The organism is Pseudarthrobacter siccitolerans, assembly GCF_001046895.1.
Classification (GTDB): Bacteria; Actinomycetota; Actinomycetes; order Actinomycetales; family Micrococcaceae; genus Arthrobacter; species Arthrobacter siccitolerans.
Window position 1 is genome coordinate 135,531 of record NZ_CAQI01000044.1, and the last position, 13,503, is coordinate 149,033.

The following is a 13,503-nucleotide window of genomic DNA, read 5'->3' on the forward strand; positions in this document are numbered from 1 at the left end:
TTCCAGGCGCGCCGCGCTAGACTGGATCGATCATGAATGGTGCCCGTACCCGTCTTCTGGCCTGGCTTATTGTCCTGGCGGGCTTCATCACGGGCTGCACACCCACCGTCGGCCTCGACGCTGCATCCACTGAGCAGCCGCCGTCGACCGCCTCCGCAACAACCGCCGTGACCGAAGCCGCTGTGGCCCCTCAGCAGGCGCCGGCCGCCGAGACCCCTGCACCGGTTCCCACCCCAGCCAGTGTCCCCCAGCCGTTCGCCCTCAACCTCTACCAGGAGGGGGACTTTGTGCCGCAGTACACCTTCGACTGGTGTGTTGCAGCGAGCATCCAGATCGCGCACAACCTCATCGACGACACAGGGGGCGGCAGTTGGACCGATCCCGGCCAGCAGGGTGAGCTGTGGGAGAGGGCCCGGGCACATTCATCCAACTCGTACAACGGTGCCAACCCGTTTGGCTGGGCGCAGGTCCTCACCGAGGCCGGGATGGGACCTTACAGCGTGGTGAGCATTCCCGATTACGAGGATGCGCTCCAGACGGCGGCACGCGCCATGGCCGGCACTGGCCGGCCCGTTGGGCTCGTTATGTGGAGCGGCCGCCACGCGTGGGTGATGAGCGGGTTTGAGTCGGTCGGCGATCCAACCGGGTTCCCCGAGTTCACGGTAACGGGCGTCCGCGTCCAGGATCCGCTCTACCCCCACGGCAGCGGGCAGTGGGGTCCTTCCCCCGAACCCAACAGCCTCCTCACTCCCGAACAGCTGGCCAGGCAGTTCGTGGTCCGCGAACCGCGTCGCTGGAGCAGCGGACTGCCGACCGGCTACCTGCTGGTGCTGCCGCAGGCCTAGAGCCGGGTTCACTCGCGGTGCTTCCCGGCCGCCTGCAGCGAGGGTCTATCCAGATTTAGAGGATTAGCTGATACATGCGGTGGTCCTGCCACAGGCCGGCTATGCGGAGGTAGGCACGCGCGGTGCCATAGGCCTCGAAGCCGTTCTTGTCGAGCACCCTCTGTGATGCGACGTTGTGCAGCAGGGTCGCGGCTTCGAGACGATGCAGGCCGAGGTCGTCCCTGGCGATCTTTATGCCTGTGCCTACAGCTGCAGTCATGAGGCCTGCTCCCTGGGCCCTCTGCGCGGTCCAGTAGCCTACATGGGCGTTCTGGAAGGCACCGCGTACGATCGAACTGAAAGTCAGCAGGCCAAGGATTCCGCCTTTTCCTGCCAGCACCATGGGAAGTGATGTCCCCGCCTCAAACTCGGCCCGGCGTCGTGCAATCACCTCCCGCTGACCCGCAACAGTGTAGAAGTCCTCGGGCCTGATGGGTTCCCAGGGAGCCAAGTAGACCCGGTTTTCTTGAAGCGCTGCTGCCAGGGCCGGGGCATCTGACTGCTGGACTGGACGCAGCACGGTGCCGTCAGCAAGTTCACGGGAGAAGTCCACCCCCTCACACTACCCAGCAGGCCGAAACGGCCTGCGCAGTTGCTCTTGCGCGTCCCCAACGCCACTGGTTCCCGCCAGCACCGGGAGGAACTGCAATACTCTGACCATGGCTGTCACCTTCGAATGCATAACGCGGACAAACAGAAAGCAATCCGAGCTGTTTGATCTTGCCCGGAGCATCGATGTCCACAAAAGTTCGCTGGCAAAGTCTCGCGAAAAAGCCGTAGCCGGTGTGAAACTGCTGCTGGCCCGCTACCTCCAAGAACTGATCGAGTCGCGTAATCAGCACCTCGCAGGTGCTGTGCAGCTGCCATAGAGAACGGTGCAGCCGGCCGGTTCATTTCCTGCTGGAGCGGCAGGTCACCACACGCTACTGTGGGGGCACCCCGAAAAGAGGAGAGGCCCGTGGGCAAGGTAGTCATGTCTGGCTCGGTGTCGGTGGACGGCTTCATCGCGGACGGGAATGACCAGCCCGGACCGCTGTTCGACTGGTTGACCAGCGGAGATGTCCCGTTGGACGGGAGCGGCGTATTGAAGGTGTCGCAGACGTCCTACGACTACACCCGGCCGTACTGGGACCGGATCGGGGTGACACTTGCGGGCCGCCATGTCTTCGACCTGACCGACGGCTGGGATGGTACGCCGCCGAGCGGGATCGACCACGTGGTTGTTGTGACGCACCGGCCGCAGCCCGAGGGCTGGGATCCCGAGGCGCCGTTTTACTTCGTCGACGGCGTCGAGGCAGCCATGGCCAAGGCGCAAGAGCTTGCGGGTGGCCGCATCGTCGAGGTCGCTGCCGGTGACGTTGGTGGCCAGATGCTTGTCGCGGGCCTGGTGGACGAGGTGCGCATGGACGTCGTACCCGTCGTGTTCGGGTCCGGCAAGCGCTACTTCGGGTCGGTCCACGCACAGCACCTGTTGGAGGACCCCGACGTGGTTCTCCAGGGCAATCGGGTGCTTCACCTGAACTACCGGGTGCGCCGGTGACCGATCCGGGCGGCACATGAAGACGGCGAAGTTGTGCCCAGCCGTCAGCCGCTGCTCCCGGCTTTAGTAGGCCCCCTACAAAATAGGGGCAGTCGCGCGCCGGTAACGTCGGCAGTACATTAGATTCCGCTTGTACAACCCCGACAGGACTCCCATGAGCAGCACCGACACCGCCGTCACGAACGCCCCCAAATCCAGGCGCCGCTGGAACGCCACCGACCTCGGCCTGATCGCCGTCTTCGCCGCCCTCGTGGCCGGCGCAGCCCTGGTGCCCGGCCTCGCCGTCAACGGGTTCGGCGTCCCCATCACCTTCCAGACCCTCGCAGTGATGCTCACCGGACTGGTCCTCGGCCCCGGAAGGGGCTTCGCCGCCGTCGGCCTGTACACCCTGCTGGGCCTCGCCGGCCTGCCCATCTTCAGCCAGGGCCGCAGCGGCCTGGGCATCCTCGCCGGACCCTCAGCCGGGTACATCGTCGCCTTCCCCATCGCCGCGCTGGTAGTCGGATGGCTCGCCACCCTCGTGCTCCGTCGGACCACCAAAGCCCGCGCCCTCTGGCTCTTCCTGTCCGCCACGGGGACCAGCATCGTGGTGGTGCACTCACTCGGCGTCGCCGGCATCGCCCTGAACACCAAGGCCACTTTGGGCCAGGCCTTCCTGAGCGACCTGGTCTTCTACCCCGGCGACATCATCAAGAACATCCTTGCCGCGGTCATCGCCGTCGCCCTGCACCGCGCGTTCCCGGACATCCTGGTCCGGCGCGTCCGCCGCACCGCCGCCAAGAGCGCCGCCACCACGCAGACCACCAAGGCCTAGGATTCCCGCATGCCCGCAGTGACCTTTGACCAGGTAACGGTCGCCGTCGAGACGGATAACTCGCCGGAGCCCAAAGTCCTCCTTGACGCCGTCGACCTCCGGCTCACGGAAAGGCGCGTGGGCGTGATCGGCGCCAACGGGTCCGGGAAATCCACCCTCCTGCGCCTGGTCAACGGCCTCATCCAGCCAACAAAGGGCACGGTGGAGGTCGACGGCGACAGTACAGTCAGTGCCGTCCGCAGGGTCCGCAGGAACGTCGGCTTCGTCTTTACGGATCCCCTCTCCCAGCTGGTGATGCCCACCGGCAGGGAAGACGTGGAACTCTCCCTCCGCCGCTCGGTGAAGAACGGCACCGAACGGCGGAGGCAGGCAGAGGAGGCGCTGCAACGCCTTGGGCTCCTGCACCTGGCCGACCAAAGCATCTACGAGCTCTCCGGCGGCGAACGGCAGCTGATGGCCCTCGCCGCCGTTCTCGCGGTGGACCCCACAGTCCTGGTGCTCGACGAGCCCTCCACCCTCCTGGACCTGCGCAACCGCGAACTCCTCCGCAGGACCCTCGCCGGGCTTGACCAGCAGATCATCATGTCCACCCACGACCTTGACCTGGCCCTCGAAATGGACCGTGTGCTGGTCATCGAAAACGGCCAGGTCGCCTTCGACGGTGCTCCCGCCGACGCCGTGGCCGCCTACCGCACCCTCTGCCTGGACGGCCTGCACACCACTGAACCGAGCCCCCGATGAGGGGCCACGGCTTCCTCCTGGCCAACTACGTCCCGGGGAACTCCCTGGTTCACCGCGCACCGCTGGGCCTGAAGTTCCTCCTGGTGTTCGGCTGCGGCCTCGCCTCGTTCATCATCCAGGACTGGAGCATTTCGACGGCGGTCCTCGCCGTACTCTGCGGCCTCTTCCTGCTCACCGGCGCCGGCCTGAAACGACTCTGGGGTGCGGTCCGGCCGCTGGCCGCAGTCCTTCTGGTGATCGGGCTCTTCCAGTGGTGGCAGCTCGGCGCCCCCACGGCTGCGCGGATCGTGCTGAACATCCTGATCTGCGTAGTTGCAGCATCGCTGCTCACAGCCACCACGCCGGTGCAAAAGCTCCTGGACGGCGTGGTCACGGCAGCGACGCCCTTCAAAAGATTCGGCGCCGACCCCGAGCGCTTCGCCCTCACCATCGGCATCATGCTGCGCAGCATCCCCTACATCGCCGGCACCTTTGCGGATGTCCGGGACTCGGCCCGTGCACGGGGACTGGAGCGCAATCCGCGGGCACTAATCCTGCCCGTGTTTATTACCTCCGTGGCCTTCGCCCGGCAGACGGGCGAGGCGCTCGCCGCCCGAGGCCTGGGCGAGGCGGAGGACTAAAGCTGCGGAAGAGGCGGCTGGAAGCGTTCGTACCGGAGCAGCGCGGCGGTACCCATGCCGCCGGCGATGCTGATCATGGCCAGTGCCAGGCTTCCCGGCGTACCATTCCTGCGCGCCTGGGCCAGCAGCCGGGTCACGAGGACAGCCCCCGATGCACCGTAGGCGTGCCCCAGGGCCAGCGCACCGCCGTCGAGGTTTACCCGCCCGGCGTCAATCCCCAGCTCGTCAAGGCTGGCCAGCGTCTGCGAGGCAAATGCCTCATTGAACTCCACCAAATCCAGCTCTTCAGCGGTCACCCCTGCTACAGCCAGCACATCCCGTGCAGCGGAGGCCGCGCCAATGCCGAGCACTTCCGGTTCCACCCCGGCGGTGCCGGTGCCCAGCACCAGCAAACCGTCGGGCATGCCCAGGTCCCGCGCGCGTTGCAGTGAAGTGATCACGACGGCGGAGGCAGCGTCCGCGTCAAAGCAGGAGTTTCCAGCAGTGACGGTTCCCCCGTCCACGAAAGCCGCCGGGAACCGCGCCATCACGGCGGAACCCAGCCCGCGGCGCGGTCCATCGTCCACCGCAACGGTGCGGGTCCCGGCAGTCAGCGGCACCAGCTCGCCGTCGAAGTATCCTGCCTCTGCTGCCGCGAGGGCCCTCCGGTGGCTGCACAGGGCGAAGGCGTCCTGCCGGTCCCTGCTGATGCCGTACTTCCGGGCCACGGTCTCGGCCGCCACACCCATGTCGGGGTCGCCGAACTTTTCCGGCACAAACTGGGCCCGCGGGTAAAACTCGGGCCCGCCGTCGTCATTCCGGTGCGCCCGCAAAGGAGCGGTGCTGGTGCTTTCCACTCCCCCGGCCAGATACAAGGGGTTGCCGCCGCCTGCCACCAGCCCGGCAGCGAGGACAATGGCGTCCAGCCCGGAACCGCACTGGCGGTCTACTGTGAGGCCGGGGACGCTGACCGGCAGACCGGCTTCCAGCAGTGCAAGCCGGGCCACATTTCCGCCGCCACCCACGGCGTTGCCGATCAGCACGTCGGTCACGGCAGCAGGCTCCAGCCCTGCCGCGAGCTCACGCAGGACGGGCGCGAGGAGCTCGTGGGCGCGGAGTGTCCGCAATGCACCATTGGTCCGGCAGACGGGAGTACGCCGCGCAGCGATGATAACGGGCTGGCGGCCGGGCGGCAGGAGCTCAGGCGCCAAGGCTGTGGATCCTGGGGTCTCCCGCGCTGATCCAGTCCAGCAGCAGGTTCCGGCTGACTTTGCCGCGGTCGGTGGTCGGCAGTTCAGTCACTGAGTAGTAGTGAAGCGGCCACTTGTCGCGGGCCAGGATATCTTCCAGCCCAGCCCTCAGCTGGGTGGCAGTGACGGCGCCGGCGGACGGCACAATCCCGGCCACCACGCGCTGGCCCCGCAGGTCGTCCGGCATTCCGGCCGCAATTGCGGCGGCCACGCCGGGCACAGCCGCGAGGGCAAGTTCCACCTCGTGCGGATAGACGTTTTTGCCGGCGGTGAGGATCATGTCCGCGCGGCGGCCCAGGATATGCAGCTCCCCCGCTTCGAGGTAGCCCTGGTCCCCCACAGTGAACCAGCCATCGAAAGACCGCAGGGCCTGGCCGTCATCACCCCAGAGGTAGCCATTGCTGACCATCCCGCTGCGAACACAGATGTTGCCGGCGGCACCGTCCGGAAGGGGTTCGCCCGAGTCGTCGAGGATCCTGACGTCCACTCCGGGGAAGGGCCGGCCGATGCCGGTCCCGCCCACCTCGGCAGCTTCGCCTGCTGGCAGGCCCGCCCCGGAGACAAAGCTCAGCTCGGATGCGCCGTAGTACTCATAAATCGTAGCGTTGGGCGCCCACCGGCGGGCGGCTTCAAGGGTCCGCGCATCCAGCTTGGACCCGGCGCAGATGATGGTGCGGACTCCGGATGCATCCACGCATCCGGTCAATCCACGTTCGCTCAGCATGCGCAGCATGGTGGGCACCAGCACCAGCCGCGTGACCCGGTCGTAAGTGATGGCCGCGTGGACGTCGCCGACGTCAAAGGTTTCGAGGGTCTGGAATTCCGAACCTGCGTACAGGCATTCGGACAGTGCGTAGAGGTTCAGGCTCGCGGCCAGCGGGCCCGGTGCCAGCGTCACATCGTCCTGGCCCAGCCCGAAAAACTCGATCGAAGCCTTAAACGACTCCTGCCAGGACCGCCGCGACCGCGTGAACGCCTTCGGGACGGAGGTGGTGCCCGACGTGAGGCCGACCAGGAAGGTGGCGTCCGGCCCGCCGTCGGCCAGTTCATCCTCAGCGGAAACGGCCGCCGGCTGCGCGGATGACTGGACCAGGCGGACAATGTCCTCCTGCAGGGATTCGGGCCAGGCGGGATCGAGGACGGCGCACTGGCGTCCGCCGGCTACTGCGGCGGCGAACTTTACGGCAAAATCCACCGAGTTTGCTTCGCACAGGGACGTCACCGCTTTGGTGTTGGGCACCAGGCCGGCAGCGGCATCGCGGAGCTCCGACCACGTGAGGCGGCGACCGCCAACCGCGAGGGCGGTGTGGTGCGGCCGCTCTTCGGCCCAGCGCTGGATGTGGTTGAGGAAAGGCATCGGATCAACTTTACCGGCGCGCACCGGTTGAAGTCCGGGCCCGCGGGTATTGTGACTTTATGAGCTTCAATGACAATGTCCAGCTGGATCCGTCACAGGTCCAGGACCGGCGCGGCATGGGCCGCGGAGTGAAGGTGGGCGGCGGCATCGGCGGCGGGCTCATCCTGCTGATCGCCACGCTTTTGGGTGTGAATCCGCAGCTGCTGGAAGGGCTGGCCGGGGCCGGGCAGGAACCGCAAAGCCAGGGCACGGCACCGGCCTGTAAAACGGGCGCCGACGCCGATGCCCGGGTGGACTGCCGCATCACAGGCACGGTCAACAGCCTCAACGCCTTTTGGCCCGCCTACCTGCAGCAGTACAACGTGCAGTACCCGCAGCCGGAGACAGTGATATTCGAACAGGGGGTCAGCACAGGCTGCGGCACGGCCTCCAGCGCCGTTGGACCGTTCTATTGCCCCGCGGATACCACCGCCTACTTCGACCCAGGCTTCTTCCAGGAGCTGGTGGACCGGTTCGGATCCTCGGGCGGTCCGCTCGCGCAGGAGTACGTTGTGGCCCACGAGTTCGGGCACCACATCCAGAACGTGCTGGGAAACCTGGACCGGGCACAGCAGGATCCGCAGGGCCCGGAGTCAGGTGCGGTCCGCGTTGAACTCCAGGCGGACTGCTACGCCGGGTTGTGGGCAAGGCACGCCTCAACCCAGCCGGGCCCCGACGGCCAGCCGTTCCTTGAACAGCTCACCCAGCAGGACCTCAACGACGCCCTGTCCGCTGCTTCGGCCGTGGGCGATGACCGGATCCAGGAAGCCGCAACCGGCCGCGTCTCCCCCGAGGCCTGGACGCACGGATCCAGTGAGCAGCGCCAGCGGTGGTTCTACCAGGGCTACCAGACGGGCGACATCAACCAGTGCGACACATTCTCCGCGCCTAACCTCTAGTCTCGTCGATTGCTCCGTAACTGCCGTTTTCAGCCGTGATAACGGCCGCTACGGAGCAATCGATGTGTAGGAACGACGACGGCGGGTCACCTCTCCTCTGAAAGGTGCCCCGCCGCCGTCGTACTTGGGCCCACGCCGCCGAGGGTTCCCTGGCCGAAGCGAAGCGAGGCCAGGGAAGGCGGTGGGGATTAGATGTTAAAGCCGAGGGCCCGCATCTGGTCCTTGCCGTCATCGGTGATCCGTTCGGGACCCCAGGGAGGCATCCAGACCCAGTTCAGGCGCCAGTCGTCAACCACGCCGTCCAGGGCCTTGCCCACCTGCTCCTCGAGGACATCGGTGAGCGGGCACGCGGCGGTGGTCAGGGTCATGTCGATCAGCAGCGCGCCGTCGTCGTCGGAGTACTTCAGGCCATAAAGCAGGCCGAGGTCCACGATGTTGACGCCGAGCTCAGGATCGATCACATCCTTGAGCGCTTCTTCAACGTCCTCCAGACTGGTACGGGACGCGTTGATTTCGGTCATGGCGAGGTCCTAACTAGGCCTGGACCGCGGCGGGTGCAGCGGCGGCGCCGGCACCCTTGGCGTAGCGGTCGTAGCCTTCTTCTTCCAGGCGGTCGGCGAGCTCGGGGCCGCCTTCCTCAACAACCTGTCCGTCCACGAACACGTGTACGAAGTCAGGCTTGATGTAGCGCAGGATGCGGGTGTAGTGCGTGATGAGCAGCGTGCCCATGTTGCCTTCGGCGTGCGCGCGGTTGACGCCCTCGGAGACAACCTTCAGTGCATCGACGTCCAGGCCGGAGTCGGTCTCGTCCAGGACGGCGAACTTGGGCTTGAAGAGTTCGAGCTGGAGGATCTCCACGCGCTTCTTTTCGCCGCCGGAGAACCCTTCGTTGACGTTGCGCTGGGCGAAGTCGGCGTCAATACGCAGCTGCTCCATGGCAGCCTTGACGTCCTTTGTCCAGGTGCGCAGGGCCGGTGCCTGGCCGTCGATGGCGGTCTTGGCGGTGCGCAGGAAGTTGGTCATGCTGACACCGGGGACCTCCACGGGGTACTGCATGGCCAGGAAGACGCCGGCGCGGGCGCGCTCGTCAACGCTCATCTCCAGGACGTCTTCGCCGTCCAGGGTGATGGAGCCGCTGGTGACGTTGTAGCGAGGGTGGCCTGCGATGGTGGAAGCCAGCGTGGACTTGCCGGAGCCGTTGGGGCCCATGATGGCGTGGGTTTCGCCGGTCCGGATGGTCAGGCTGACGCCCTTCAGGATTTCCTTGGTGCCCTGCTCCGTCTCAATGCTGACGTGCAGGTCCTTGATCTCAAGAGTAGACATATGTCTTGTTCTCCTCTGCACCGGGCCTGGCGGCTCCGGTGCGGTCTCTGTCTGGAAGTTGGTTCGTAAATCTGTGGTGCTAGCTGAAGTTGGGGGCTTCGGCGCCGTTGAGGATGTTGGTGAAGTCCACATAGACCTCATCGCCCCGCACCTCGACGGCGAACACGGGCACGGGATCGTAGGCCGGCAGCTGCAGCGGCTCCCCGGTGCGCAGATCGAACTGGGAACCGTGGCCCCAGCATTCGATGGCGCAGCCCTCCACTTCGCCCTCGGACAGCGAAATGTCCGCGTGCGAGCAGGTATCGCCAATAGCGTGGATCTCCCCCATGGAGTCCTTGACGATGGCCACCGGGTAGTCGTCGATCAGGATCCGCAGCGCCTGCTTCAGCTGGATTTCATCCACTTTGCAGACAAGCTCGCCCTTTGGCTGGTCAGTCATTTGTAAACCCGTGCTCCGTGCCTTCTAGTTGTCCGTCAGTGCGAGTTCGCGCTCAACAGCGTCGGTCAGCCGCTCCTCGATGGAGGGGACCTTGATCTGCTGGATGATCTCGTTCAGGAAGCCGCGGACCACCAGGCGGCGGGCAACATCTTCCGGGATGCCGCGTGCCATCAGGTAGAACAGGTGCTCGTCGTCCATCCGGCCGGTGGCGCTGGCGTGGCCTGCACCCTCGATCAGCCCGGTCTCGATTTCGAGGTTGGGCACTGAGTCGGCGCGGGCGCCCTCAGTCAGCAGCAGGTTGCGGTTGGCCTCGTAGGTGTCGGTGCCTTCAGCTTCCTTGCGGATCAGGACGTCGCCAACCCAGACGGCGTGGGCGTTGCGGCCCTGCAGTGCGCCCTTGTAGAGCACGTTGGACTTGCAGTTGGGCACGGCGTGGTCGACGAAGAGGCGCTGCTCCAGGTGCTGGCCGGCGTCGGCGAAGTACAGGCCGAACATTTCAGCCTCGCCGCCGGGGGCGGTGAAACGGGCCGACGGCGTGACGCGGACCAGGTCGCCGCCGAGGCTCACCATAACGTGCTTGAGCTTGGCGTCGCGGCCGATCTTTGCCTGCTGTGAGGAGGCGTGCACGGCGTCGTCGTTCCATTCCTGGAGGGAGATGACCGTCAGGCTGGCGCCGTCTTCGACGATGATCTCCACGTTTTCCGACACCACGGCGGAGCCCCTGTGGTTCAGGACCACAACTGACTTGGAGAACTTCCCGGCGACAATCACCAGGTGCTGGGCGGCAGCCTCCAGGGAGGTGCCTTCGATGTCGACGCTGATCTCCGTCGTCGCCTCGAACTCTGACGGGATGGTCAGCACGGTTGCTCCCGCGAAGTTCTCCCATGCGTTGGCGGACACGCGGTCCTCAGGAATGCCGGCGGTACCGATGCGCCGGTCCTCGCGGCCGACGCTCTCAACGGTGACCTGCTCGGGACCGCTGACCACCACGGTGGGTGCGGCGCCGGACAGGACCTCGGAGTGCAGCCCGCGGAGGCGCTTGAGCGGGGTGAAGCGCCAGTCTTCCTCCATGCCGGTGAGCGGCTTGAAGTCGGCCAGCTTGTAGGACGTGAGGCGCCCGGCGCGTGAGCTGTCCGGGATGCCGACGCCGCCGCCGTGGGAGTGGCTCTTGGCCGAATCCCCGGCGAGCGGTGCCTTGTTGCCCGCGTTGATGGGCGAAAGGCTCTCGCCTTCCTCGGTGAAGCCGTCGATGAACGGCTGGGCTGAGGGCGCGCCGATGCGTGCCTTTTCAGTAGTGATTTCAGTCATCGTTATCCGACGGACCCTTCCATCTGCAGTTCGATCAGGCGGTTCAGCTCAAGTGCGTACTCCATGGGGAGCTCGCGGGCAATCGGCTCGATGAAGCCGCGGACGATCATCGCCATGGCTTCGTCTTCGCGCATGCCGCGGGACATCAGGTAGAAGAGCTGCTCTTCGCTGACCCGGGAAACAGTTGCCTCGTGGCCCATCACAACGTCGTCCTCGCGGATGTCGATGTACGGGTAGGTGTCCGAGCGGCTGATGGTGTCAACCAGCAGCGCATCACAGCGGACGGTGTTGGCGGAGTGCTTGGCGCCTTCACGGACCTGGACCAGGCCGCGGTAGGCTGCACGGCCGCCTCCGCGTGCCACCGACTTGGAGATGATGGAGCTCTTGGTGTTCGGCGCGATGTGGACCATCTTGGAGCCGGTGTCCTGGTGCTGGCCTTCGCCGGCGAACGCGATGGACAGGGTCTCGCCCTTGGCGTGCTCGCCCACGAGGTACACGGCCGGGTACTTCATGGTGACCTTGGAACCGATGTTGCCATCGACCCATTCCATGGTGGCGCCCTCTTCGCAGATGGCACGCTTGGTCACCAGGTTGTACACGTTGTTGGACCAGTTCTGGATGGTAGTGTAGCGGACGCGGGCGCCCTTCTTCACGATGATTTCCACCACTGCGGAGTGCAGGGAGTCCGAGGTGTAGATCGGCGCGGTGCAGCCTTCGATGTAGTGGACGTAGGAGTCCTCATCCGCGATGATCAGGGTGCGCTCGAACTGGCCCATGTTTTCCGTGTTGATGCGGAAGTATGCCTGCAGCGGGATATCCACGTGGACGCCCTTGGGGACGTACACAAAGGAGCCGCCGGACCAGACGGAGGTGTTCAGCGACGCGAACTTGTTGTCGCCCACCGGGATGACGGTGCCGAAGTACTCCTGGAAGATCTCCGGGTGTTCCTTCAGTGCAGTGTCGGTGTCGAGGAAGATGACACCCTGCCTCTCAAGGTCCTCACGCAGCTGGTGGTAGACGACCTCGGACTCGTACTGGGCGGCGACACCGGAAACCAGGCGCTGCTTTTCGGCTTCTGGGATGCCCAGCTTGTCGTAGGTGTTCTTGATGTCCTCGGGGAGGTCTTCCCACGTGGCTGCCTGCTTCTCGGTGGAGCGGACAAAGTACTTGATGTTGTCGAAGTCGATGCCGGACAGGTCCGCGCCCCAGGTGGGCATGGGCTTGCGGTCGAAGTACTTCAGGCCCTTGAGGCGAAGGTCGAGCATCCATTCCGGCTCGCTCTTCTTCGCCGAAATGTCCCGGACTACCTCTTCGTTGAGCCCACGGCGTGCGTTGGCGCCGGCGTCGTTCTTGTCGGCCCATCCGTACTCGTAGGTGCCGATGCCGTGGAGCTCGGGATTCTTTTCCAGAATCTCCGAGATCACAGTGTTTTCGGCTACCGCTTTCTCTGATAGTTGGTCCGTCATCACGGCCTTTCTTGCTGCTGGTTGGTTACTTCATTCAGGCTGGCGGGGGCTGCCGGGAGCTTTGTGGGCGCCTGGGCAGACAGCCGGCCTGTAGGAATGTGGGTGGTGCAGACGTGCCCGCCGCGCGCCAGGGTGGAAAGCCGGCGCACGTCCACGCCCACCAGCCTCGAGAACACTTCGGTCTCCACATCGCAGAAAACGGGGAACCGGGCGGCGAGTTGCTGGATGGGGCAGTGACCCTGGCACAGCTGCACGCTGGAGAGGGCCGCCGGGAGCGGAGCTTTGGCCTCGATGGAGGCTGCGGACGCGACGAAATTATCACGGCTCAGCGCGTTGGCCAGCGCCCTGGCGCGGTCGGTGACGTCCGGGCCGGCCTTTTCGATTTCGGGCGCGTAGCGGCGCTCCATCTCCGAGAAGCGTTCGACGGCGAAAGCCCGCACGGCGTCCGGGCCCGCCATCTTCTGGAGCTGCTGGAGAGCCAGAGCGGCGATATCAAGGTAGTCGTTGCCGAGGCTGGACTGGCCCTGCGAGCTGAGGACGTAGCGGCGGGCGGGACGTCCGGCGCCCGCACCCGACCTGGCCACGCGCTTTACTTCGATGACGCCTGCGCGGGACAAATGATCCAGGTGCCGCCGTACGGCCGCCGGGGTGAAGCCCAGCAGGTCACCGAGCTCGGCGGCGCTGACAGGTCCGTGCTCCAGGACGGCGGACAGGACCCGGTCCCGGGTGCGCTCGTCGGCGTCGGCCACCGGACCGGCGGCCGGGCGGCCACGGTCTGCGGGAGCCTCTAAGGCCCCGTGCCCGGCAACGGGCACAGCAGTAGCGTTGGTCATGGAATACACAA

General features: G+C 65.9%; 16 protein-coding genes. 7 read left to right on the forward strand and 9 right to left on the reverse strand.

From position 1 onward, the window contains the following. Window positions 1-32 precede the first annotated feature (32 nt). Complete coding sequence (locus ARTSIC4J27_RS11410; protein ID WP_050055317.1) at window positions 33-845, forward strand: hypothetical protein; 813 nt, start codon at window positions 33-35, stop codon at window positions 843-845. Between the two features lie 55 nt (window positions 846-900). Here the strand turns inward: ARTSIC4J27_RS11410 and ARTSIC4J27_RS11415 are convergent, their stop codons facing one another. Further along, on the reverse strand, window positions 901-1,437 hold the full coding sequence (locus tag ARTSIC4J27_RS11415) for a GNAT family N-acetyltransferase (protein ID WP_050055318.1): 537 nt from the start codon (window positions 1,435-1,437) through the stop codon (window positions 901-903). Between the two features lie 106 nt (window positions 1,438-1,543). On the opposite strand from ARTSIC4J27_RS11415, the gene ARTSIC4J27_RS11420 reads away from it, so the two are divergent. The 5 genes from ARTSIC4J27_RS11420 to ARTSIC4J27_RS11440 all read left to right on the forward strand — a co-directional run bounded on the left by ARTSIC4J27_RS11420 (window position 1,544) and on the right by ARTSIC4J27_RS11440 (window position 4,599). Continuing rightward, window positions 1,544-1,753, forward strand: a complete 210-nt coding sequence (locus ARTSIC4J27_RS11420; RefSeq protein ID WP_050055319.1) for a hypothetical protein — start codon at window positions 1,544-1,546, stop codon at window positions 1,751-1,753. Window positions 1,754-1,842: 89 nt separating this feature from the next. Then, a complete protein-coding gene (locus ARTSIC4J27_RS11425; RefSeq protein ID WP_050055320.1) occupies window positions 1,843-2,424 on the forward strand; it encodes a dihydrofolate reductase family protein in 582 nt (193 codons plus the stop codon). Window positions 2,425-2,578: 154 nt separating this feature from the next. Beyond that, on the forward strand, window positions 2,579-3,238 hold the full coding sequence (locus ARTSIC4J27_RS11430) for a biotin transporter BioY (protein ID WP_050055321.1): 660 nt from the start codon (window positions 2,579-2,581) through the stop codon (window positions 3,236-3,238). Between the two features lie 9 nt (window positions 3,239-3,247). Continuing rightward, window positions 3,248-3,979 (forward strand): energy-coupling factor ABC transporter ATP-binding protein, encoded by a 732-nt coding sequence (locus ARTSIC4J27_RS11435; protein ID WP_050055322.1) that lies wholly within the window; start codon window positions 3,248-3,250, stop codon window positions 3,977-3,979. Next, window positions 3,976-4,599: an energy-coupling factor transporter transmembrane component T family protein gene (locus ARTSIC4J27_RS11440; RefSeq protein ID WP_050055323.1), complete on the forward strand. Its 624-nt coding sequence runs from the start codon at window positions 3,976-3,978 to the stop codon at window positions 4,597-4,599. The genes ARTSIC4J27_RS11435 and ARTSIC4J27_RS11440 overlap by 4 nt, the downstream gene beginning before the upstream one ends. Here the strand turns inward: ARTSIC4J27_RS11440 and ARTSIC4J27_RS11445 are convergent. Both ARTSIC4J27_RS11445 and ARTSIC4J27_RS11450 read right to left on the reverse strand, forming a co-directional pair. Beyond that, window positions 4,596-5,789, reverse strand: coding sequence for a thiolase family protein (locus ARTSIC4J27_RS11445; RefSeq protein ID WP_050055324.1), 1,194 nt, complete (start codon window positions 5,787-5,789; stop codon window positions 4,596-4,598). The genes ARTSIC4J27_RS11440 and ARTSIC4J27_RS11445 overlap by 4 nt on opposite strands. Then, the gene (locus ARTSIC4J27_RS11450; RefSeq protein ID WP_050055325.1) at window positions 5,779-7,185 is read right to left on the reverse strand and encodes a class I adenylate-forming enzyme family protein; all 1,407 of its coding nucleotides are present in this window, start codon (window positions 7,183-7,185) and stop codon (window positions 5,779-5,781) included. The genes ARTSIC4J27_RS11445 and ARTSIC4J27_RS11450 overlap by 11 nt, the downstream gene beginning before the upstream one ends. Before the next feature lie 59 nt (window positions 7,186-7,244). Here ARTSIC4J27_RS11450 and ypfJ point away from each other — a divergent pair, with 59 nt between their 5' ends. Beyond that, window positions 7,245-8,123, forward strand: coding sequence for a KPN_02809 family neutral zinc metallopeptidase (gene ypfJ / locus ARTSIC4J27_RS11455; RefSeq protein ID WP_050055326.1), 879 nt, complete (start codon window positions 7,245-7,247; stop codon window positions 8,121-8,123). Window positions 8,124-8,311: 188 nt separating this feature from the next. On the opposite strand, the gene ARTSIC4J27_RS11460 is transcribed toward ypfJ, so the two are convergent. The 6 genes from ARTSIC4J27_RS11460 to ARTSIC4J27_RS11485 form a co-directional block, all read right to left on the reverse strand. After that, window positions 8,312-8,644: a metal-sulfur cluster assembly factor gene (locus tag ARTSIC4J27_RS11460; RefSeq protein ID WP_050055327.1), complete on the reverse strand. Its 333-nt coding sequence runs from the start codon at window positions 8,642-8,644 to the stop codon at window positions 8,312-8,314. Window positions 8,645-8,657: 13 nt separating this feature from the next. Further along, window positions 8,658-9,446 (reverse strand): Fe-S cluster assembly ATPase SufC, encoded by a 789-nt coding sequence (sufC, locus tag ARTSIC4J27_RS11465; RefSeq protein ID WP_050055328.1) that lies wholly within the window; start codon window positions 9,444-9,446, stop codon window positions 8,658-8,660. Window positions 9,447-9,525: 79 nt separating this feature from the next. Next, window positions 9,526-9,885 carry a non-heme iron oxygenase ferredoxin subunit gene (locus tag ARTSIC4J27_RS11470; RefSeq protein WP_050055329.1) on the reverse strand — a complete coding sequence of 120 codons (360 nt, stop codon included), beginning with the start codon at window positions 9,883-9,885 and terminating at the stop codon, window positions 9,526-9,528. A 24-nt stretch (window positions 9,886-9,909) separates the two neighbouring features. After that, entirely contained in the window at window positions 9,910-11,193 is a 1,284-nt protein-coding gene (sufD, locus tag ARTSIC4J27_RS11475; RefSeq protein WP_050055330.1) for a Fe-S cluster assembly protein SufD, read from the reverse strand. A 2-nt stretch (window positions 11,194-11,195) separates the two neighbouring features. After that, window positions 11,196-12,659 carry a Fe-S cluster assembly protein SufB gene (gene sufB / locus ARTSIC4J27_RS11480; RefSeq protein ID WP_050055331.1) on the reverse strand — a complete coding sequence of 488 codons (1,464 nt, stop codon included), beginning with the start codon at window positions 12,657-12,659 and terminating at the stop codon, window positions 11,196-11,198. Further along, window positions 12,659-13,501 (reverse strand): helix-turn-helix transcriptional regulator, encoded by an 843-nt coding sequence (locus ARTSIC4J27_RS11485; RefSeq protein ID WP_407681127.1) that lies wholly within the window; start codon window positions 13,499-13,501, stop codon window positions 12,659-12,661. The genes sufB and ARTSIC4J27_RS11485 overlap by 1 nt, the downstream gene beginning before the upstream one ends. Window positions 13,502-13,503: the final 2 nt, after the last annotated feature.

What these genes read in the sequence shown, in the direction of transcription:
- ARTSIC4J27_RS11410 (WP_050055317.1), top strand. Translation starts at nt 33, where the DNA reads ATGAATGGTGCCCGTACCCGTCTTCTGGCCTGGCTTATTGTCCTGGCG.
- ARTSIC4J27_RS11420 (WP_050055319.1), top strand. Translation starts at nt 1,544, where the DNA reads ATGGCTGTCACCTTCGAATGCATAACGCGGACAAACAGAAAGCAATCC.
- ARTSIC4J27_RS11430 (WP_050055321.1), top strand. Translation starts at nt 2,579, where the DNA reads ATGAGCAGCACCGACACCGCCGTCACGAACGCCCCCAAATCCAGGCGC.
- ARTSIC4J27_RS11435 (WP_050055322.1), top strand. Translation starts at nt 3,248, where the DNA reads ATGCCCGCAGTGACCTTTGACCAGGTAACGGTCGCCGTCGAGACGGAT.
- ARTSIC4J27_RS11440 (WP_050055323.1), top strand. Translation starts at nt 3,976, where the DNA reads ATGAGGGGCCACGGCTTCCTCCTGGCCAACTACGTCCCGGGGAACTCC.
- ARTSIC4J27_RS11450 (WP_050055325.1), bottom strand. Translation starts at nt 7,185, where the DNA reads ATGCCTTTCCTCAACCACATCCAGCGCTGGGCCGAAGAGCGGCCGCAC.
- ypfJ (WP_050055326.1), top strand. Translation starts at nt 7,245, where the DNA reads ATGAGCTTCAATGACAATGTCCAGCTGGATCCGTCACAGGTCCAGGAC.
- ARTSIC4J27_RS11460 (WP_050055327.1), bottom strand. Translation starts at nt 8,644, where the DNA reads ATGACCGAAATCAACGCGTCCCGTACCAGTCTGGAGGACGTTGAAGAA.
- sufC (WP_050055328.1), bottom strand. Translation starts at nt 9,446, where the DNA reads ATGTCTACTCTTGAGATCAAGGACCTGCACGTCAGCATTGAGACGGAG.
- ARTSIC4J27_RS11470 (WP_050055329.1), bottom strand. Translation starts at nt 9,885, where the DNA reads ATGACTGACCAGCCAAAGGGCGAGCTTGTCTGCAAAGTGGATGAAATC.
- sufD (WP_050055330.1), bottom strand. Translation starts at nt 11,193, where the DNA reads ATGACTGAAATCACTACTGAAAAGGCACGCATCGGCGCGCCCTCAGCC.
- sufB (WP_050055331.1), bottom strand. Translation starts at nt 12,659, where the DNA reads ATGACGGACCAACTATCAGAGAAAGCGGTAGCCGAAAACACTGTGATC.